At 48.3% G+C, this 23,428-nt stretch carries 12 protein-coding genes; 11 read left to right on the forward strand and 1 reads right to left on the reverse strand.

What is annotated here, in order from left to right:
* Window positions 1–318: 318 nt before the first annotated feature.
* The 11 genes from VNQ80_RS19215 to VNQ80_RS19265 all read left to right on the forward strand — a co-directional run bounded on the left by VNQ80_RS19215 (window position 319) and on the right by VNQ80_RS19265 (window position 22,418).
* Entirely contained in the window at window positions 319–1,182 is an 864-nt protein-coding gene (locus tag VNQ80_RS19215; protein ID WP_325641742.1) for an SGNH/GDSL hydrolase family protein, read from the forward strand.
* Between the two features lie 59 nt (window positions 1,183–1,241).
* Window positions 1,242–4,028 carry a family 78 glycoside hydrolase catalytic domain gene (locus VNQ80_RS19220; RefSeq protein WP_325641744.1) on the forward strand — a complete coding sequence of 929 codons (2,787 nt, stop codon included), beginning with the start codon at window positions 1,242–1,244 and terminating at the stop codon, window positions 4,026–4,028.
* A gap of 677 nt (window positions 4,029–4,705) precedes the next feature.
* Window positions 4,706–7,759 carry a TonB-dependent receptor gene (locus VNQ80_RS19225; protein ID WP_325641746.1) on the forward strand — a complete coding sequence of 1,018 codons (3,054 nt, stop codon included), beginning with the start codon at window positions 4,706–4,708 and terminating at the stop codon, window positions 7,757–7,759.
* An 11-nt stretch (window positions 7,760–7,770) separates the two neighbouring features.
* Window positions 7,771–9,552 carry a RagB/SusD family nutrient uptake outer membrane protein gene (locus VNQ80_RS19230; protein ID WP_325641748.1) on the forward strand — a complete coding sequence of 594 codons (1,782 nt, stop codon included), beginning with the start codon at window positions 7,771–7,773 and terminating at the stop codon, window positions 9,550–9,552.
* Window positions 9,553–9,603: 51 nt separating this feature from the next.
* Complete coding sequence (gene fucP, locus VNQ80_RS19235; RefSeq protein WP_325641750.1) at window positions 9,604–10,833, forward strand: L-fucose:H+ symporter permease; 1,230 nt, start codon at window positions 9,604–9,606, stop codon at window positions 10,831–10,833.
* 24 nt (window positions 10,834–10,857) lie between these two features.
* The gene (locus tag VNQ80_RS19240) at window positions 10,858–13,563 is read left to right on the forward strand and encodes an alpha-L-rhamnosidase (RefSeq protein ID WP_325641752.1); all 2,706 of its coding nucleotides are present in this window, start codon (window positions 10,858–10,860) and stop codon (window positions 13,561–13,563) included.
* 26 nt (window positions 13,564–13,589) lie between these two features.
* Window positions 13,590–15,341 (forward strand): DUF4886 domain-containing protein, encoded by a 1,752-nt coding sequence (locus VNQ80_RS19245; RefSeq protein ID WP_325641754.1) that lies wholly within the window; start codon window positions 13,590–13,592, stop codon window positions 15,339–15,341.
* A gap of 24 nt (window positions 15,342–15,365) precedes the next feature.
* Window positions 15,366–18,155, forward strand: coding sequence for an alpha-L-rhamnosidase (locus tag VNQ80_RS19250; protein WP_325641756.1), 2,790 nt, complete (start codon window positions 15,366–15,368; stop codon window positions 18,153–18,155).
* 23 nt (window positions 18,156–18,178) lie between these two features.
* On the forward strand, window positions 18,179–20,002 hold the full coding sequence (locus tag VNQ80_RS19255; RefSeq protein ID WP_325641758.1) for a hypothetical protein: 1,824 nt from the start codon (window positions 18,179–18,181) through the stop codon (window positions 20,000–20,002).
* Window positions 19,992–21,317, forward strand: coding sequence for a hypothetical protein (locus VNQ80_RS19260; RefSeq protein WP_325641760.1), 1,326 nt, complete (start codon window positions 19,992–19,994; stop codon window positions 21,315–21,317). Before VNQ80_RS19255 ends, VNQ80_RS19260 begins: the two co-directional genes overlap by 11 nt.
* A 399-nt stretch (window positions 21,318–21,716) precedes the next feature.
* A complete protein-coding gene (locus VNQ80_RS19265) occupies window positions 21,717–22,418 on the forward strand; it encodes a porin family protein (protein WP_325641761.1) in 702 nt (233 codons plus the stop codon).
* Between the two features lie 20 nt (window positions 22,419–22,438).
* Here VNQ80_RS19265 and VNQ80_RS19270 read toward each other — a convergent pair whose 3' ends face one another.
* Entirely contained in the window at window positions 22,439–22,909 is a 471-nt protein-coding gene (locus VNQ80_RS19270) for a 3-oxoacyl-ACP synthase (RefSeq protein ID WP_325641764.1), read from the reverse strand.
* Between the last annotated feature and the right edge of the window lie 519 nt (window positions 22,910–23,428).

Genomic DNA, 23,428 nt, shown 5'->3' on the forward strand with positions numbered 1-23,428 from the left:
TATATACGCTCTATTCTTTTTTTCATACTATCTTTTCTTGCATTTTCAGTACCTCCGATTTGCTTTGGTCAAGTCGGTCATTCAACAAATATACTATATAATGAAGTACTGTCAGAAAACCGGGCATATCCCGATTTTTTGGGTAAGAATCTAACCTACACAAGTGACGGATTGCACTTAGTTGAGAACGACCAGTTGGTGAAACTAAACAGGTACTATGCCTTGGGACGACGGCTAATACGGTACCATGTTCGGCTGTCCGAAGATGCTCAAATGGTTTTCAGCAGTAATGAAGGAGACTTTCGCGCTCGCGTCGACATGGATAGCAAACGAATAGGCATAGCAACTACCCCAGCCCTCCATAAACAGGTTGATTTTTTGAACGCTTCACATGAATACTTAATTGAAATTCATAGGGATTATCAGACGTCGGGAATTCGGATTATTGATTTATTCACCGGCCAATCCGCGGAAGTGTTTGCTACGATGGACGGACAGGGAGGTGTTGGACGAGGTATGGAGCAGTCCGGCTTTTATGTAGGATTACAGCATGATTACTATTGTTTCGGTCTAATGAAGGGTTCGGGCGCATGGGTCAAACAGGTCATTGTTGAATCGAAAGTAAGTGATTTGACGCTTTTGATTTATGGAGATTCTATTACGGAGCCCGAGGGTTATTTTCCGAAGGCCGATTTTTCTAAGTCTTGGACACAATTGATAATCAATAATATGCCCGGCAGGGCGATGTCTAGTGGACGTGGAGGAACTACAATCCATCAGGTGCTTGAACGTATTAAAAATGAATTACCGTACGTAAAAGCGACGTATGTGATGGTAACCATTGGCACAAATGGTGGCAATACAGAAGAAAACCTAAGCGAACTTGTAACGTATATCAAAAGTCAAGGTGCAATTCCGATTTTGAATAATATTCCAGCCAATGAAAGCAATACCCATATTGAAGCAAATGTGCTGATAGAAAAAGTCAGGCAAAAATTTGGAATTAAAGGATGCAAGTTTGATTTGGCCACGTCTGTTAATTATGACGGCAACGATGTTGATCGGACCACGATGTACTTTGAAGACTACGATTGGGGTAAAATCTATCACCACCCAAATGTGAAAGGTTCTGAGTTGATGTACCTGCGGACATTGATCGACGTACCAGAGATATACCAGTAGAAGAAATCCGCAAAATTTAATAACCTGTCAATTCCGTATATAATATTCACTATACCACGATGAAGTATTCCAAAATAAATAATCTTCTTTTTTTTGTTGGCTTCTTTGTTTTTTTAATCAACAACGTCTCGGCCCAATCGATCTCGGTTAAGTCGCTTACATGTGAGTATCAAATAAACCCGTTGGGTATCGATGTGAGCAATCCAAGGTTTAGTTGGATACTGTCTTCGGACGTTAGAGGGCAAACACAATCGGCTTACGAACTGATCGTATCCACGGATATACGGGAGATTAAGAAAGGAATTGGTAGCGCATGGACGGCCGGCAAGGTCGACACAGATCAGAGTATTCATGTGACATATCGAGGTGAGCCACTGGAGTCATTTACCAGGTATTATTGGCGTGTGCGCGTTTATGATAAGGATGGCAAGGTATCTCCATGGTCTGAGATTAATTGGTTTGAAACTGCTGCTATGACGGATGGCGATTGGCAGGGAAACTGGATAGCTGATGGCCGTGTTCCGTTCGCTCAGGACGCCGATTTTTACCAGGATGATCGTAACCCGTTGTTTCGTAAATCGTTTAATGCGAAGAAGCGCATTGCATCGGCTCGGATGTATATCAGTGGGTTGGGCTATTATGAAGCTTATCTAAATGGAAAAAAAATTGGCGACCGCGTATTGGAACCCGGTTGGACTGCCTATGATAAACAGGTGTTGTATTCGGTATACGACATCACAGACCAGCTAAGAAGAGGTGAAAATATGGTGGGAGTCATGTTGGGTAACGGCTGGTATAACCCGCTTCCGTTGAGGTTTTGGGGAGGGCTCAACTGGCGAGACGCGCTAGCTACCGGTCTTCCAACGGTCAAGGCGATGGTCCGGATTCAATATAAGGACGGTACGATGGATGTAATTGACACGGATAATACCTGGCAAACGGCACCGGGACCAATTGTACGAAATAACATCTATTTGGGAGAACATCACGATGCAAGGCTAGAAGATCCGAATTGGTGTACAATAATGGGAAATCAGCAGGGTTGGAAAGAAGCTACCGTAACTAATGGCCCTAAAGGTATGATGACGGTACAGCAACAGCCGCCCGTTCGTATAACGAAAGTAGTAAAACCAATAGAAGTGAATGAGGTAGAACCCGGGGTGTTTGTTTATGATATGGGACAGAACTTTGCGGGAGTGGTTCGCATTCGCGTGAAAGGGCCAGCTGGAACAAAAGTCAGTCTTCGATATGGAGAAGATCGATATCCAAATGGACACGTCAACTTGATGACCGCAGTGGCCGGTCAAATTAAGGCTGCTAACGGAGGTCCGGGCGCACCAGAAATCGCATGGCAAGAGGATAGTTATATCCTCAAAGGTGGGCAAATTGAGGTGTGGGCACCTAAATTTACATTTCATGGATTCCGATACGTAGAAGTGAAGGGGTGGCCGGGTCAACCGGGTTTGGAAGACATCGAAGGATTGCGCATGAGTGCAGATTTAGAAAAGGCGGGAAGTTTCTCGTCTTCAAACGAATTATTCAATAAATTGGACGACATCATCCAGTGGACATTTTTGAGTAATGTTTTTAGTGTAGTATCTGATTGTCCCGCACGCGAAAAGCTGGCGTACGGCGGTGATATATTATGTGGAGCGGAAACATTTATGTTCAATTATGACATGAGTCAGTTTTACACCAAGACGATACGGGATCACGCTAATGACCAGCGTCCACTGGGGGGAATTACCGAGACCGCCCCATTTGTTGGAATTGCAGATGACGGTCCTGGAGACGGTTCCGGGCCACTTGGGTATCAAGCTGGTTATCCCTATCTGATCAAAAAAATGTACGATTTTTATGGAGATAAACGGGTTGTCGAGCACTACTATGCATCGCTACAAAAGCAAATCGAATTTCTTAATGCCAGCACATCAAATTATTTGTTTAGCACGGATTTAGGTGATCATGAGTCGTTGGAAGACAAGAATAAACCGTTGACGGCTTCTGTTTTTTATCACCTTCATGTGAAACTGATGATCGAATTTGCCGAAATTCTTGGTCGTTCGGCTGACAAAGCAAAATACACTGACCTAGCAGCCAAGATTAAAGCGGCGATTTCGAACGAGTTTTTGGATAAACAAAGCGGGATTGTTGGCAACGGGACGCAGTCCGATCAGTTGTTTGCGTTATGGAGTAATGCAGTTAATGAGGCAGATTTGGAACAGGTATATCGGTTACTTCATACTGCTTTTGATGAGAAAGATTGGCATGTTTCTACAGGTATTTTTGGAACGAAGATGATGTTTGATGTTTTCCGCGAAAGGGACGATAATGAACTAGCATACCGTGTAGCAAACCAACGGACATTTCCCGGTTGGGGGCATATGGTAGAAAACGGTGCTACCACGATTTGGGAAACGTGGAGGTATTCGGACAATACATACTCTCAGAATCATCCGATGTTCGGCTCTATTGGCGAATGGTTTTATCGGTCGTTGCTTGGCATCAATGAGGCTGCACCTGGTTTTAAACAAATCGAAATCAAACCGCAGCCAGCGGGTGATCTACGTCATGCCGAAGGCGAACTTAAGTCAGTACACGGTATGATCGGCAGTTCGTGGCGAATTGTGGAAGACGGGTTCGAGCTGAATGTTGATATTCCGGTAAACACCCGTGCTGAGATTTGGATTCCAAACGCTTATGGAGCAGCGATCACGGAGGGTGGGAAAACGCTGAATAACGTTGACGGGATAACCGGTGTGCGCGATGAAGCAGACTACACGGTAGTGCTGACCGGTTCGGGGCATTATCAGTTTAAGGCGGTGCCTAGTTCATCTACATTATGAAATTACTCATTGATTTTATTCCCTATTCGTAATAATTGTATTGTCTTAAAGAAGCAAGAAAAGGTCTATTAACGTCAATAGCCATAAACGAGCTTGATTTGGGTATATTCCAAGATGTATTCCGTGGAAGATGCTAATAGGTGGGATTTCTGTACGCTTCGGGATATTGACGTCTTTCAAGGTCTCGGCATGAGGAATTAACATCATTTGCTTTTAACTCTTTGCGGTTGGAGTACAACGTCCAATCTATAGTCAGTTTAGAGTTGCCATAGTACGAAGTCACTCTCACCTTGGCTTTCAATGGCCCGTCTTTGAGGATGTGTACATTAACATTCTAAATCGTTTTGTTGTTTAATTAATTTGCTGATTATCAGCATAATGAACAACTCATTTTATTTTTTTATCCTTAAATTATAATGTACAATGGGTTTTATATAGGTATTTGCCGGTTATGTGAAAGTATTTGCCTGTCAAAATATAATCAATAACGTATTGATTTCAGCCAAAGGCGTATTGGTCTAATAACCTATTTGCAGCTTCCTTTGTAAGTATAATTATAATCCTCATGAGTTGATAAGATATCAGCATTTTTTCCGCCCAATTGGGGCAGACAGTTATAGGCATATCGAGGTTAAAAACTAAAGCAGGAGCTAAACAATAAATTAAACCACTTTACTATGAAAGCATGTAGACTTAAAATTTGGTTATTAACTGTGCTTTTTGGAATATTTTTTAATTATTCCCTCTACGCACAGCTTACGGTGACCGGCACGGTAACCGGCGACGACAACAATCCGATTTCGGGTGCTTCTGTACAAGTTGTAGGAGCGACTGGCGGTACCACTACGGGCGACAATGGAACATACACCATTTCCGTACCTGATGGGGGCGCAGTACTTGCTTTTTCATTTGTCGGTTATTCACCGCAGGAAATTCCTGTAGGCACGCGGCGTGTGATTAATGTTGTACTGCAGGCTTTGGCAACCGAACTAGAGGAGGCCGTAATCGTGGGCTATGGTACCCAGAAGAAGGCGAGTGTGGTGGCCGCGATTTCGACCATGGACGCAACCGGATTGCGGCAAACACCGGCGTCCAACATCGGTATAGCGTTAGCTGGCCGTTTACCGGGGTTAACGGCTATTCAGCGCTCCGGGGTTCCGGGCGGGGAGATGATGGAGTTTTATATCCGTGGCCGCAGTACCATCAATGGCCAGCAGCCGCTTATCCTGGTGGATGGTGTGCCGCGCGATTTTACGGCACTTGATCCACGTGAGGTCGAAACCATTTCTGTTTTGAAGGATGCATCGGCCACAGCTGTATACGGTGTGCGTGGGGCGAACGGCGTAATCCTCATCACCACGCGCCGCGGTCATTCGGGCAAACCGATCATTGACGTAACCGCCGAGCAGTCGTGGCAAGCACCCACGCGTTTGCCGAAGATGGTCAATGCGTATGATTATGCATTGTTACGGAATCAGGTAGAGCTACAGAACGGACGGCCGGAGATTTATGACGAGGTGGCTAGGAACCACTATCGGTTGGGCGACAGCCCCGAGTTGTACCCTGTACGTGACTATGTCAGTGATTTCATGCGAGAAGGGTTTCCCATGAAACGGGTGAATGTGAATGTAAGCGGTGGTAATGATCGGATGAAGTATTTCACCACGGTTGGTTACCTCCATCAGGAGGGGATATTCAAAACGGAAAAATTCGACGAATACGACTACGATCCCTCATCTAAGGCCAATCGGGTCAACTTCCGCTCCAATTTTGATATTGACATCAATTCTTCATTGCGTATGTTTCTCAACGTGAGTGGATACATGCAGAAAAAAAATGACCCGGTGGTGGTTCCGAATAATGCGGGCTACCTGAATGATGTTGCAGCCTATTCCGTTGTGATCGGTTCATTGCTCCAGACGCCCAGCAACTATCACAATGACTTAACCCCCGATGGGGAAGTACTTTCCACTGCGCTCAAAGGTGGCGGCATCAATAATGTGCCCTATGGGATGCTCAATCGCTCCGGCTTCCGCAATACCCTCAACAATCAGGTCACCGCGACACTGGGAGCGGAGCAGCAACTCAAGTTTATAACGCAGGGGTTATCGGCCAGGGCGGTGGTTTCCTATGATGCCAATGCGATTAACCGGCAAACCAGGCAACGTACGTTCCAATTGTACGAGGCGATACCCGACCCGGAAAACCCCGGTGGGGTTGTTTACCAGCCTACGGGAACCAATACAAACAGTAGCTTGGTCGACGCCCAATACCAGTCGCAGTGGAATATGATGAACATCGATGCTTCGCTCAATTACAGCCGTACATTCGGCGTACACGATGTAACGGGGCTGCTGTTGTTCAATCGGTACCAACGGGTAGTCAATATTGAGCTCCCCTACAATTATGTCGGTTATGTCGGCCGCGCTACATACGCGTATGACCGTAAATACCTCGCGGAGGTTAACTTTGGGTATAACGGATCGGAGCAATTTGCCCCAGGCCATAAAATGGGCTTTTTCCCATCATTTTCTGCGGGATGGGTGGCATCGGAAGAGGATTTTGTCAAAGACGGGCTTCCGTGGCTGTCGTATGCCAAGCTACGGGCTTCTTATGGGCAGGTGGGCAACGACAACATGAACGGTGCTCGTTTTGCCTTCCTTACGCTTTGGGACGGTAGCTATGAATCGCAGATCGGTAATAACGAATTGGCTTGGGAGAAAGCAAATAAGTCCAACATCGGGTTGGAACTGCGTCTCTTCGATAATTATAGCCTGGAAGCCGATGTTTTCTACGAGAAGCGCGACAATATTTTGATTTCTGCAGATGGGCTGGTGCCAACAGGCATGTTTGGTACCGGTGGGGTGAACGTGTCGGGCATTATCCCGAAGGTGAATGCGGGCCAAATTGAGAATAAGGGATTCGAACTGGTCGGTGGCTACCAAAAGAGCTTCAATACCGATACCCGGCTCGATATCCGGGTGAATGGCGCATTCAACACGAACAAGGTCCTTTACCTTAGCGAAGTGCTGCTTCCGGAAAATTATGCTTACCGCGAGCGGATGACGGGTTTCTCGTTGGGCCAGCAGTGGGGGTATAAGACCGCCGGATTTTTTAATTCGGAAGAAGAGATAGCGCTGTGGTACGACCAGTCGGGTGTTGGCGCCGTTCCAAAGAAAGGCGACCTGAAATACCTGGACATGAACGGCGATGGTGTGATTACCGAACACGACCAAGTACCCATCGGAGAGCCCGAAATGCCGGAATGGACATTTGGAGCCGCATTGAGTTTTCAAACCAAAGGCTTCGATTTCAGTATGATGTGGCAGGGGGTGGCCAATCGGAGCTATTTCCTTGGCGGGCAACGGATTTGGGAAACGTACAACTTCAATGAATGGCACAAAGAAGCATGGAGCCAGGAACGCCTCGATGCGGGACAGCCCATTACCTATCCCCGGTTGGAACCGGGAAGCGAAGCAAGTAAACTCAGGTCTGATTTCTGGTACCGCGATGGAAGCTATATCCGGTTGAAAAATGCGGAAATCGGCTATACGCTCCCGGCTAGCCTGTCTACACGGGTGGGAGCGACATCCATACGGCTTTATGCCAACGGACTGAATCTCTTGACATTTGACCGGTATCCCGTGAAATATCAGGATCCCGAACAAGATGGCCAGTTGATGTATCCTGTATTTAAAGCATACAACTTCGGGTTGAACGTAACTTTCTAAACAACGAAATCATGAGACAACGAATTTTAATTTTCATTATAGCGTTAGTCGCTTTTTTGCCGTACGGCTGTGAAAAAGTGCTGGAGAAAACTCCGGATGGCCAGACAACCATCGATAAGGTGCTAAATAACTACAACCGGAGTAAGGGGCTCATCGATGCCGCTTATAGCCAAATCTATCAGGCGCGGGACCAGGTATCTTTCGTGCATAATACGATTGATGCCCTCACAGACAATGCGTTTTGGGCGGCTACTTATAATGCATATGAGTGGCACAATGGCTCGTTATCGCTTTCCAATCCCGTCATCACTTGGGATTGGAGTACACCGAGCGAGCAACTGTGGCCCGATTTCTGGCGCGGTATCCGCTTGGCCAACAACGCCATTAAGTATTTGCCCCAATCCACGGTGATTACCGAGCAAGAGCGAAGAACGTGGATAGCCGAAGCGCGGGTGCTGCGCGCTTGGTATTATATGAACCTACTGGAATTCTATGGCCCGATGCCCTGGATAACCGAGCCGTTCGAACCGACGTATATGGGGTGGAATGAACTGACGCGGCCTACTTATGACGAGATCGCTTCGCAAATCGAAACCGAGTTGTTGGATGTGATCAACTCGGGGATTTTGCCCGACCGCCAGCCGGCACAGGAAGCCCGTAAGGTAGACAACGGTATAGCGTATGCAATCCGTGCACGCGTACTGCTTTATAACGCGAGTCCGCTCAACAATCCGGACAACAATCAAACCAAATGGCAGCGGGCAGCCGATGCGGCGCAGGATGTAATCGACATGCCTCAGTACAGCCTCGTGCCCATGTCTGAATACAAACGCCTATTCATTGGCGCACACGCCACGCCGGTAACCGAAATCATTTGGCGTGCCACGTCCGACAATTCGCACATCAACAATGCCAATGGCGTAGATGTAGGGAGTTATCCTTACGCCAGCATCGCCCATCTGTGGAATTGTGGCGAGTCGCCCACCCAGGAACTGGTAGATGCCTTCGAAATGACCAATGGTGCCCTGCCCGTTACGTACAACGACGATACCCATACCAACGTAACCGTAACGCCGGGGGCGGCAGCCGCCGGTTATAGCGAGGCACCGGGGGGTGATCCCTACGCTAATCGTGACGCCCGCTTCTATATCAATATTGTACACAACATGATGAATTATGGCGTGCCGTATAACTGTACCGAACCCTATATTATCGAAACGTTTGTTGGTGGCCGTAATGGCTTTAATGACGTAATTTCGCGCGAAACACAGCGATCGTGTACGGGCTACTACAGTGGTAAAGACAAGCAGATCAAATACTGGGGACCCGGCGGCAGCAAAGGGAACGAACCCACACATTGGGTGTTTCTCCGCCTAGCCGAATTTTACCTGCAGAAAGCGGAAGCCCTGTGTGAGCTCGGTGATTTGGAGGGTGCTATGACGGCGCTCAATGTCATCCGTGAACGGGCGCTCCAGCCAAGGCTCCAGGACGTGCCAGGTTTCGTCAATTCACAAGAATTTATCCGCGAGCGCATCCGCAATGAGCGTCGGGTAGAGTATTGCCTCGAAGGGCAATACCGGTTTAACGACCAGCGCCGGTGGAAAATCCTCAACGAAACCAACCGCTTCGTGACTGGCATGCGGATTACCAAAGCCAATGACGGCACATTCAGCTATGAGCGGAAGAAAATACGCGATTATCAGTCGTATACGGATAAATACCTGGTGATGCCCATTCCGCTGGAAGATGCCAAGAAGATGACCAGTATGGTGCAACCCGCTGCATGGCAATAGATTGCCTGAGTAAGGATAATGTTTAATTGATAAAACGATAATAACAGCTTGATGCAAGGAGCGAATACGGCACGGATACAGAAAGAAACCTACGTTTTTCCATTGGCGATGGTGACCCTATTATTTTTCATGTGGGGGTTGGCTATCAGTATGCTGGATGTACTCAACAAGCATTTCCAGGACGTACTGCAGGTATCGAAGGGACAGTCGGGGCTGGTGCAGTTTGCCGTGTACGGCGCCTATTTTCTGATGGCGCTGCCGGCCGGTTACTTCATGCGGCGCTTCGGCTATAAACCGGGTATTTTGTTGGGGCTTGCGTTATATGCATTCGGCTCATTCCTATTCTATCCGGCCGCCCAGGTAGCCACGTTCGGTTTTTTTCTGACGGCGCTCTTTGTCATTGGATGCGGCTTGGCCATTATCGAGACCGCAGCGAATCCTTACGTCACGGTGTTGGGAAATCCCGAAGGGTCGGTATTCCGGCTCAACCTCGCTCAGTCGTTTAATGGGCTGGGCGTGGTGTTGGGGCCGCTCATTGGTGGCTTGGTGCTTTTTGCAGATGAAGAGGGTGGCACGTTGATCGATGTTCAACAGCCTTATTTGATTATCGGATGCGTGGTATTGGTCATATTTGTGGTTTTTTCGCTCATCAAACTGCCGGAGATTTCCGTAGAAGATGATACGCCGGCGCCTCAATCAGCAGGCACGGTGGTGGCATCGAAAAAACTGTTCCAACACCGGCATTTTGTAAATGGGGTAATTGCCCAGTTTGTTTACATCGGTGCACAGGCCGGTGTGTGGGGATTTTTTATCAACTATGTGGTAGATGAGGTGCCGGGAATGACCAACAAAACTGCGGCATTCTACCTCACGGCAGCGATGGTGCTTTACACCGCCGGCAGGTTTCTGGGCACTGCCCTTTTACGGTATGTATCGGCAACGAGGCTATTAGCGGTATATGCATTGGTGGCCACCTTGTGCTTGATCGTTGTCATGCTCAATTGGGGCGTTATCTCCATTTATGCGTTGATGATTAGTTGTTTCTGCATGAGCATCATGTTCCCTACCATTTTTGCTTTGGGGATAAAAGGACTGGGGAAAGAGACGAAACGAGCTGGCTCGTATATGATTATGAGTATCGCGGGCGGCGCATTGCTTCCACCCCTAATGGGACTAATTGCCGATGTTTCGATGACCTCGATGGCCTTTGTACTGCCTTGTATCAGTTTTATCGTTGTGTTTTGGTACGCACGGTGGGGGCATCGCATATCCACAAAATAGCCAAATGATAGTTTGCAAAAACGTATGACACGAGTAAAATACATATTTTTCCTCTCCCTCGCCATATGGACGGCAACCGCAAATGCGGCCTGGGGCAAAGAAGATTTACGGTTGGCCAACCTGAAAGTAGAATATGCGGATCAGCCGATTGGCCTGATGATAGCGCAGCCACATTTTAGTTGGGAAATAGCAGGCAACCAGCATGGTATCGAGCAACGTGCCTATCAAGTGCTGGTGGCCGATTCGCCCGATAAGCTTGCCAACTTGGAAGGGAACATTTGGGATAGTGGGGTAGTACAGTCTAACCAATCTGTAGGGATACGTTATGAGGGTGAAGCGTTGCAGAGCAGCCGCAGGTATTACTGGAAAGTACGGATTTGGGACGCACGCGGAGACGACGAGGTAGAAAGTGATGTGAAGGTATTCGAAACCGCGTTGTTGAACCAGTCGGATTGGCAGGCAGATTGGACCGGATTCCCTTTTGGATGGGTAGGTAAAGTGCTGTATTTCCGCCATGTGTTTCATTGCCCCCAAGACGTTACATCTGCCAAGGTATATCTCGCCGGAATTGGCTATCACGAGCTATCGATCAACGGGAAAAAAGTAGGAAAAAATGTACTTGACCCCGCTACGAGCGATTATTCCAAGCGGGTCTATTATACGACGTTTGACGTGTCGGATTTCCTGGAACAGGATAATGTGATGCTGATTTCCGTTGCACCCGGTTGGTATGGCGTGCCTAAAATGCGGTTGCAGATGGACCTGACGTTTGCCGACGGTACCACCCGGCGTATTACCTCAAACGATGTCCGCACGGTAACGACAGGGCCTACTGTTCGGTCGGGGATTCTTGATGGCGAGTACTATGATGCCCGTCTGGAACAGGAAGAATGGCTGCTACCTACCGATACGATTATCAAGGGGCTGCCCAATAAGACTTGGGGATATGCTTCCATAGTAGAGTCGCCCGGCGGTCAAATGGTATCGCAGCACCTGGAGCCTATTCAGGTGGTGGAAGAATTCCATCCGGTGGTTATCAATGAAGTATCTCCTGGAGTATACGTGCTTGATGCTGGACAGAATATGGCGGGTTGGCTTGCATTGAATGTTACCGGTGCGCGTGGCGAGGTCATCACCATGCGATTCGCCGAAACGGTCTATGATGATGGGACGGTCAATCAGGAAAACCTACGGACAGCCGAAGCGACGGACACCTACGTGTTGAAAGGGGATCCGAGCGGCGAAACGTGGGAACCACGGTTTACCTATCACGGATTTAGGTACGTCCAAATTGAAGGATACCCCACAGCGCCACAACTATCAGATTTTACCATAAAGCGCGTGCGTTCCGCTGTGGCCGATGCGGGGCAATTCAACAGTAGCAACCAACTGCTGAATGACATCTGGTTGATGGTGAAACGCACGGAAGCAAGTAATTTACACAGCATCCCGACCGACTGCCCACAGCGCGACGAACGGATGGGGTGGATGAATGATATGACCGTACGGATTGAGCAGGCCATTTATAATTACGACATGTCGCGGTTTTATCCGAAATATTTGGCCGATGTGGCCGATACACAAGATGAACTGGGCCGGATTACTTGTACTGCGCCGTATCGGTACGGAGCGAGGCCGGCGGATCCGGTTTCGGCAAGCTATTTATTGCTGGCTTTCAGCAGCTATGAGTATTATGGTAACAAACAAGTGCTCCATCAACACTACGCAGGGCTGAAAGCTTGGGTGGACTATTTGAATACCCGGACCAATGATGCCGGTATATTGGAGTATAGCTATTACGGCGATTGGTCGCCACCGGCAGCGTTTGGTGTAGAAGGCGCGGGGTATGGCGCTATCTCCAAAAACACGCCTGGGCCGCTGGTTTCCACAGGTTTCCTGTACCACAGTGCCGATATCCTGGCCAAAATAGCCTCCATCATCGGGAAACAACAGGATGCTGCTGCGTACCAGGCGCTGGCAACGCGCACAAGTGTCGCATTCAACAACCAATTCTGGGATGAGGAGGCTGGCGGATATGGCACCAACAACCAATCATGCAACTCGCTGGCGCTTTCTTTCGGGTTGGCGCAGGGCGACCGGAAAGTCCGGACCGTCGAAAGCCTTGTGAAAGATGTCAAAGAGCGGGGTTACCATTTAACCACGGGAAACATCTGTACCAAATACCTATTGGAGGAACTTACTGAAAACGGGCATATCGATGTAGCGTATAGAATCGCGACACAGACCACGTATCCCAGCTGGGGCTTTATGATCGAAAACGGGGCGACGACGCTTTGGGAGCGGTGGGAATACGAAACGGGAGGCTCCATGAACTCGCATAACCACCCGATGATGGGGTCTGTGGGCTCATGGTTATATAAATACCTGTTGGGCATCCGGCCGACGATCGAAAAGCCGGGGTTTGAAGCGTTTGTCATCAAGCCCTATATTCCGTCGGGTTTGGATGCCAGCGAGGGAACCTATCAAAGTATACGTGGGGAGGTAAAAAGTGCTTGGCATAAAACCGGAAATAGACTTGTATTTGAAGTGGGTGTTCCTGGCAACAGCGTGGCAACGGTGTATGTGCCCGCCGCTGGGCTTCGCAGATTGACCATTGATGGGAAACCCTATCAAAAACATACATACGCCGTTTTTGAGCGCCAAGAGGGAGCCTACGCGGTATTTACCGTGCCTTCGGGGGACTATCATTTTGAATCGGATTGGAACTAAAATTGACTAACTAATAACACTTCATTATGAATACACTCATTAATTTTTCAGGAAAAACCATTGGTGTGTTTTTGCTGACACTCTTTTTGGTTACCCTTTATTCATGTAAGGATGCCACCCCCACCGTGCCGGATTACACCATTACGCTAGACCAATCCAGCGCACGTGTTGAAATTGGTGAAACGATTGAGCTGAAACCCATTTTCAATGGAGGGGAAGTGACAGATCCCGCAGGCCGCTACAACTGGAAATCGGACAATCCGGCTATTGTTTCGGCCGCGATGAACAAGGATTTTTCGGTCACACTTACGGGGCTTCAAGCGGGAAAAGCCACGATAAAGTTCATCGCTATCGATCGGTTGGAAGTGGTCGCTACGTACGAGATCACCGTAAATCCAAAGCCCGACGGGATAACCCGTATTCTTACCATCGGCAACAGCTTTTCTGCCGATGCCGTGGAGAATTACCTTTATGACCTCGCCAAAGCGGCCAATATACCCGTCATCATCGGCAATTTGGCCATAGCCAGCGGGTCGTTGGAACAGCATATCAGCAATGCGGAGAGTGGTGCGGCACCCTACATTTACACCAAAATCGATGCGAGCGGTGCTAAAACAACCACATTTGATAACCCGATTGAGCCTATCTTGACAAGTGAGCCGTGGGACTATATCAGTTTTCAGCAGGTGAGTTCAAATTCGGGCATGTACGAGACGTTCGAGGCTCCGTTGCCGGCGCTGGTCGAATACGTTAAACAACTCGCCCTAAACCCAAATGCCAAGTACGTGCTGCATCAGACGTGGGCCTATGCGCAACATGCCACCCATGCCGGCTTTGCCAACTACGGGAATGACCAGCAAACCATGTATGAGGCGATTGTAGATACGTACAACAAGGCGCAGCAACTGGCGGATATTGATATCATCGTTCCCGCGGGCACAGCCATCCAGAACGGAAGGACGAGTTTCATCGGCGATAATTTTAATCGCGATGGGTCTCACCTGGAGGAGAGTTATGGACGATATACGGTGGCCTGCACGTGGTTTGAGAAGCTGTTCGGGCAGTCGGTCGTGGGGAACACATTCAAGCCCTCAGCCGTATCGGATTATAACAAAGACATTGCGCAGCATGCCGCTCATTTTGCCGTGTTGGAGCCGAATCAGGTGACGGAACTGGTGGATTACCAGGAGGGCGACGGGATTTCCTTTGAGGATGGAGACGCCATTCAGGTTAGCTTTGGCCTAGGGAATCCTCCAGGCTGGAATGTACTGACTTTTGAACAGGCCGTAGATGGCGTTATTCCAGATCTGATTAATGCCGATGGTGACCCTACGGGTGTCTCCCTCACGGTGGTTGAGCGATTTGGCGGACGGAATGACACGGGTGCGGGCACAACCAACACACCGCTGAATATGCCCGGAAATGTGTCGTCAAGCTCGCTTTATGGGAATTCGAGAGCTGCTTTCAACGGCATTCTTGTTGAGCAAAGCGTTATTAAATTCACCGGGCTCGAAAAAAATGCGACCTATGATCTATGTTTCTTCGGCTCCCGGATGTCTGTAACGGATAATCGGGACACGAAGTTTATCGCTAAAGGTAAAAATGAGGTGTCTGTGAGCCAAAACACCGCTGTAAATTCTTCGGATATTGCGTGTGCGGAAGGGGTTGAAGCAGACGACAATGGTGAAATCACCGTAACCATTACGATGGGAGAAAACAATACGAACAGTACCGGATTCTATTATATTAATGCCATGCGGATTGTACATGCTAATTAACTATATATTAATGATTGGAAGATAATGTCACGATTCGGATTTTTCTTTGCCTCGCTTCTGCTGCTTTCATCTTGCGGTTTACAGCAACCAAGCCTTGAGGTCAATACGTTGCGGGTTGAAGGCCGTAAACACTTTCTCGGTGTCGAACAGCAACACCCCCGATTGAGCTGGCGGCTCAACGCATCGGCCAGGGCAACGGAGCAGACGGCGTATCAGATACTTGTAGCATCGTCTGAAGCAGGTCTGTCGGCAGACGAAGCCGATTTGTGGAATAGCGGAAAGGTTATGGCTGATTCCAGTGTCCACGTTTCATACCAAGGTGCGCCACTGGATAGCTATCAGGATGGCTATTGGAAAGTGATGGTTTGGACAAACCACGGTGACTCCGTTTGGAGCGAAACGGGTCACTGGAAAATGGGCATGCTTGATCCGACCGATTGGCAGGCAACGTGGGTGGGACTAGATACTTTTAGCACCAGTGATAGGCCGTTTGAACAACGCACACGACTTGCAGCCAGGTACCTCCGTAAAGAAAGCACCATTGAGAAAGAAATCCAGGAGGCGACCGCCTACGTCAGTGGACTGGGGCTTTACGAATGCTATATTAATGGTGAGAAGGTTGGCAACGATGTGCTTGCCCCCACACTTACAGACTATAGCAAGCGTGTGCCCTACAACACCTACGATGTGACCAGCCAGCTGCGCAACGGTCAAAATGTCGTCGGCGTGATTCTCGGTAATGGCCGCTTTTTCGATATGCGCGATTTCGGGAACAGTCCCAATCCGGTTACCGGGATCACACAGGTTACGTACGGCTTCCCCCGGCTGCTGATACAGATTCGCGTGGTGTACCAAGATGGAAGTGTGGAGTATATTACCTCGGATGAAAGTTGGAAGGTGACGGACCAAGGGCCCATCCGCGCGAATAATGAATACGACGGCGAAGAATACGATGCGCGAATGGTGCTGACGGGTTGGGATGAACCGGGTTTCGATGATGGGGCTTGGGTGCCCGTTGATGTAATGGATGCCCCGGCGGGTACCTTGTACGCGCAAGAAAACGAAAATATCCGTGTCAAGGAAAAACTTCAGCCAAAAGAGGTGTACCAGACTGGCAAAGGGTCGTATATCGTAGACATGGGGCAGAACATGGTAGGATGGTTGAAGATAAACGTGCGGGGCAACCGGGGCGATACCATCCGGATGGTGTTTTCCGAACGGATAGCCAATCGCGATACATTGTATACCGCAAACTTACGGACGGCAGAGACGACGGATACCTACGTCTTGTCGGGTGAGGGTGAAGAACAGTGGCACCCTATATTTACCTATCATGGGTTCCGGTATGTCGAAGTGTTTGGGCTTACCACACCGCCCACTGCCGACGATTTCGAAGGGCAGGTGGTGTACGATGATGTGCAAACCATCGGGAGTTTCGAATCATCCAATGAGACGCTCAACCAAATTTTTAAAAATGCCTATTGGACCATCCGGGGCAACTACCGCGGTATACCAACGGACTGCCCGCAACGGGATGAACGTGTGGCCTGGTTGGGCGACCGGATCATGAGTTCCTACGGCGAGAGTTTTCTATTTGACAACTCGCGGCTATACGCCAAGTGGATGGAAGATGTGCGGGTGGCGCAGCTCGAAAACGGAAGTATCCCCGATGTGGTGCCTGCCTACTGGATTGTGCATAAGGACAACGTGACTTATCCCAGTGCGTTTGTCATCATTCCCGAAATGTTGCGTAAGCAATTTGCCGACAACACTACATACCGCACCTATTATCCCAATATGAAAAAGTGGGTGGAATACATGTGGGATACCTATGCGGAAAATGATTTGGTGCTTGTTGATGTTTACGGCGATTGGTGTGTGGCACCCGAAGAAGGTACGGAAGTAATCTGGACCGCCGATCCGGCCCGTACTACAGACGGCGGACTGGTTGCAGCAGCGTACTACTATTACTGCCTGACCTTGATGAAGAATTTCGCGGAATTGCAGGGATTAAGTGATGATGTCGTGCATTTCGACAATCGCATGGAAAAAGTGAAGGACGCGTTCAATGAGCGGTTCTTTAATATAGACAGCTTTTATTATAGCAATAACACGACAACAGCCAATCTCTTGCCATTGACATTTGGTTTGGTGGAAGACGCGAACCGTGACGCTGTCTTTGAACGGATTGTTGAAAAAACCAAGGAATATGGTAACCACATCCACACGGGTATTATGGGAGCCATGTGGTATATGCGCGGGCTTTCCGACCATGGCAAGCCAGACCTTGCCTATACGGTAGCCACGCAGAAGACCTACCCCAGCTGGGGTTATATGATTGAGCACGGGGCGACCACCATTTGGGAACTTTGGAACGGCAACACCGGTCATCCGCTCATGAACTCGTGGAATCATCAAATGCTCTTGGGTGATTTGCTGATTTGGTATTACGAATACTTAGCCGGCATCAAGTCAGATACAGAGAAAACGGGCTTCAAAGGTTTAGTGATGAACCCACTGTTTCCGGCAGGACTGGATTATGTAGACGCAAGTTACACATCCGTGTATGGCCCAATTGAGAGTCATTGGCAAAAAGATGATCAACAATTGACGTGGCATATCACCATTCCGCCAAATAGTACCGCGCGGGTCTATCTACCGGCGGCAAGTGAAGCCGATGTTCGGGAAAGTGGAAGTAATCTTGCCGATGCAGCTGGCATAGAATTACTGGAGAGCAATGAAGATGCTATCATCATAGAAATCGGTTCAGGGAGTTATGATTTCATTGTCAACAATGCTATTTTCGCTCGGTAATCGTTAGCTTGATTTTAAATGATATGAGATTCACAATCGTAGGTTTGCTTAGCCTGGTGTTCACTGGATGTTTCCATACATCTACGTTGGTAACAAAAGGACAGCATAATAGCCATGCTACCCCAAAAGATTGGTTTTCGTTAGCAAACCTTTCGGCAACGGATGCATTAGGCAGGCGAATCGATGTAATGGGCAAGTCGGCTGACCATCCCAAGTATGTGGGGGTGTTTTATTCGGTTTGGTTGGGACAGCATCATTCCGGGCAACGGGGGATATACGATATCCAAAAACTTCTTGAAACCAATCCCGATGCCTTGTTCAATCCTGAGGGGACCCCGGAAAGTCCGCTTGAAGAGTTCCATTTCTGGGGTGAGCCGCTGTATGGTTACTATACCATGAGCGACCCTTGGGTAGTTACTCGGCATATCGAGCTGCTTACGAATGCTTCTATCGATTATCTGTGCATCGATGCCACCAACAATGTGTTGTATCCGTCATCCACGTTCAACCTGCTCGACGCCCTTATGAAATTCCAAGAGCAGGGCTTCTCGGCTCCGAAGGTCGTTTTTTATACCAACTCGCATTCGGGCAATACCGTAGATCGCTTGTATGAGCAATTTTATCGTTCGGGCAAATACGATTCGGTTTGGTTTAGACCAAATGGGAAGCCGATGATTGTCGGTATCACTGAAGCGAACGGAAATGCGTCAGACCAGACACGGTTTGAAAGCACCTTGTTCGAATCGGGCAAGTTTACCGATTTTATCAAGCCCGCCATGAAAGCATATTTCGACGTCCGTGAGTCCCAATGGCCGAACGGCGAATACAATGAATATTCGTTGCCGTGGATGAGTTGGCAATATCCGCAATGGAATCACAATGGAACGGTCGCCGTGCCGGTTGCTCAGCATAGCCATTCCGTCATTTATGCCAGCAGTATGCATCACGAGTGTAATCGCGGTTACAACCATAGCACTAAGCAAGTAGAAGCAGACTGGACGGCCGGTGCCAATTTCCAAACCATGTGGGCCGCTGTGTTTGCAAGTGATCGAAGGGTTGACAATGTGTTGGTTACCTCATTCAACGAATGGATGGCCATCAAATATGAAAACGAATCGGCAGGTGTGTTTTTTGTTGATGTGTACAACCCTGAATTTTCTAGGGATATCGAAATGATGAAGGGTGGGTATAATGATAATTTTTACCTGCAGCTGGTCCAAAATACAAGAAAATTTAAATTTGAGGAGCGACGCGCGACCGGTCGATACCCGCTTATCACGATCGATATCCATAAAGAGAATGACGATCAATGGCAAAACGTAGAAACCGTGTACGTCGATTTTGCCGGCGACGCGCTTCCTCGAGACGCTCCCAATGCGGCTGGAACAGGTAACTATGTCGACAACAGTAACCGCAACGACATTACGGAAATTAAAGTGACCCATGATAAAGAAAAATTGTATTTTCGGATTGAGACACATGCGGACATAACGCCTTATAACGGCACTGACCGCAATTGGATGAATATCCTCATTAGCGCTACCGGGAAGGAGGATTTTGCAGGTTATCATTATATCATCAATCGGAAACCCGGATTAAACCATACATCCGTAGAGCGATCTGTAGGTGGTTACGATTGGGTAGATAGCGGTGAAGCGGAGTATGTAATGAACGGTAATGTCATGCAGGTGGCTATACCATTGGAACAACTTGGATTGACGCCGAAAAACTGTGCGATTGAGTTTAAGGTGGCCGACCATGTTGCGCAATACGATGACATCATGGATTACTATGTAACCGGGGATAGCGCACCCCTAGGACGTTTAAATTTTAGTTATGGGAAATAGGTGGTATAATATATTGGCCATTATTGGTATAGTGCTATCATCTTCGTACGGCGCTGGTAGCCAGGAAGTGACCGGCCTATTCGCTTCGCGGGTAGAAAAAGAGGTTACAAACAATGGCTTGGTATACCGTGTGGTGGTAAAGAATACAGTCAGTAATGACTCGGCGGTATACGCGCTGTTTATCCCCGAAGACGTAGATACCGTACGTGGCGTTTTCGTCCATCAACACGGTTGCGGAATGGAAGGGCGAGGCATATCGACGGCATATGATGTACAATACCAGGCATTTGCCAAAAAATGGGGGCTTGCAATTGTAGGTCCTGATCTATACTATCAATCGGGATGCTATGAATGGCGTGACCCCAAATCGGGTTCCGGTCCATCGCTATTGGCTGCGCTTACCCAAATAGGGGAGATGTCTCACCACCTAGAATTAGCCAATGTGCCGTGGTTACTTTGGGGGCACTCAGGTGGCGGCCACTGGGTGCTGGGCATGATGCGGGATTATCCTGAAAGGATATTGGCCGCATTTTGTTATTCGCCCGCTTTCGACCCACAGTGGGACTATCCACAGGAAGCGCTGAAAATACCGGTAATGATTCGCCATGCGGGTGCAAATGACAGCAATTCACCAAATGGGAAATGCTGGGCAACAGCAGTCAACACATTTCATCGATTGCGCGCAGCCGGCGGGCTGGCCAGTATAGCCTACACGCCTTATCAAAACCACAATTATAGCTTTGTGCGTTATATGGCGATTCCGTTTTATGAGTCGGCGTTGGCTAAGCGCCTTCCTGTGGACTCGCCTTCACATTCGTCCATGCGCGATATAAGTGAAGAAACCGGTTGGCTGGGTGATACCCTGTCGTTGAATACCTATAAATATACCGATTATCGGAAGGCACCTGGAGATTTATCTTGGTTGCCAGATTCGATGACAGCGGCGAAATGGAAAGAGTACGTCATCACAGGAACGGTAATTGATCGTACGCCACCCCCGGCGCCCTACGGGTTATCGAGTAAGCGTTTACACAATGTTGCTGTGGAATTGCGCTGGAAAGCAGACGCCGATGTGGAGTCGGGGATTAAACAGTTCAATATTTACAACGGCAATCAGTTAATCGCCCGGTTTCCCGAACACGGCGTTTATCAACGTTTCGATACCAATGGAGATGATGCCGTACCAATGTCAGATTTGCCGGAGCTGAAAGCTGTGGTTATTTTGCCGCAAGGGGCGGCCAACGAGCTTTCGATTAGTACAGTCAACCATTTTGATCTTCCGTCTCCAAGAGTATCGTTCCAAGCAATTGATTGAGACCGTGAAATATATCGTGCTATATATTGTATGCACGCTACTGGTAGGGGCCTTTAATTCGTACACTACCCAAGCAGCGAGCTTGCTGCTCCCGGATGGGCGTCCCACTTCCGTCTTGTACAACGTGTACGCTCCTTGATGTGCCTTAGATTTACCAATAACGAAGGGCCCCGTTTCGGGGCTTTTTGATATTATTTTCCATTGCTTGTAGCGTTCCCCTAACTACCTCCGTTTATCCTTCGAACACGGTGCCAAATGCCTTTGCCTTTTACGAACAACATCGGAATGTTGGTGCCGGCTAAATAATTGACAATGATTCATGAAACATGCATCAGCAATGGACTGATGTATGTTTTATGACGACTAAAAAAGCTAAACAACTAAATAACTAAGAACTAAATGAAACGTCTCCACGCCCGAATCACTGGATTAATCATCGCAATGTTTATCTTTTCCATCCCTAGCCAAGCCCAAACGATCGTTGGCATACGTGCAGGAGTGAATTTTTCCAGTGTCAGTTTCGTCGATGACGCCGGTGAGCGTCAGCCTACCGAAATGATACCACGTGTGCAGGCTGGGCTCACCGTAGATATCCCTTTGGCGATGGGGCTCTACCTGCAGCCCGCAGCCATGTACGTAGGGAAGGGGTTTAAACAAAATGGTGGTGGGTTAGCGGATGCAGACAAAGAATTCCGGGCCGCTGCGGCTTATGTCGAGGTGCCGCTCCATCTACTTTATAAACTATGGACCGGTGCCGGAAACCTGCTAGTCGGTGCAGGCCCCTATGTGGGCTATGGGCTTGGCGGGAAATGGGAAGCTGAGGGGCAGGTAGCGGTTGGCGACATTATACTCACCGAAAGCCGTGGCGACGTCATTTTCAGGAATGATGTTGCAGACGGTGAATTTGGCAATTACCTCTATGGGAAACCTTGGGATTATGGCGCGAACGTCATTGTGGGATATCAATTTACGCCAAGATTTACACTACAGCTCCACGGTCAGTTTGGTGTCGCCAATTTAACGCCGGATGTAGACGGTAAGAACCCGGGGGGCAGTATGCGCAATAAAGGATACGGTATCTCCATTGGCTATGGATTCTAGTGGCCGGCGGACTTCTAACATTATGCAATATTGGTAATTTGGTATATCGTGCCATTGAATACGATTTGCTCGCCTGTTTTCACGCCGATCAACAGTTGGCCCAACGGTGATGCGGGCGAAATCACCCAGTAGGACATCCCGTCGGCCTGTAGCTGGCCGATGCTGATGGCGATAAAAAAGATGCCGTGATTTGTTACCACTAAGCTGCCTAGTCTCGCAGGTCCACCATCTACACGGGTATCCAAGTTAGCTAGTACCTGGTCCATACGTTTTGCTTCTGCCAGTAGTTGCTGATGGCGGGTCAATTCCTGTTGCATCATTTCACGTGTGGTTTCAAATTTATCGCCGGCACTACTTTTTGTGTCGTCCGAAGCCGCTTCGCTTGCTGAGGCTATTGCCTGCCGGGCATTATCGATCCGCTGATCTACATATTTCTTACATGCTGCCAACAGTGAAATTTTCGAGGCGTCGCCGGATTTTTTTTCATCCATGAGTTTATTTTCGCTTCTTATAGTTTTCTAATTCCCCAATCCGTGGTGAATATAGGTAAAAAGTGACTATTGTTTCTTAATTGTTCGTATTCAATAGGTTATCAGCTTCATGCACTATCCGGAATTGCGCTCAAGGCTCAAGGTCTTAACCTTGAAGTTTAAAAAAAATTAAGTTTTTTTAATCCAAAAAAAAATTCTTGGTTATTAAAATAAAATATATATTTGTCTACGACAAGCCGGTGATGCCTAGTTATCAAATCGATTGACCATCATCACTTGCCAATTAAAATAACCAACAAACATATGGAGAAACACAGACACATTTCAATCCTTGTATTGCAAACGCAATTTCCGGATACCATTTCCAAAATCAGTAATCTTTTAGACGGTTAGATGCCCAAGCGTCGCTTTCCCCGTTTATTGTAAGTTGTCGGGAGGCAGCGCCGCATTTCAGCCTGAAAAATCTGCATACGCTATACGTGCGGTTGCATGCTAGATCGATGCTTAGTATGGTGTTGC

Source organism: Parapedobacter sp. (assembly GCF_035556095.1).
Lineage (GTDB): Bacteria > Bacteroidota > Bacteroidia > Sphingobacteriales > Sphingobacteriaceae > Parapedobacter.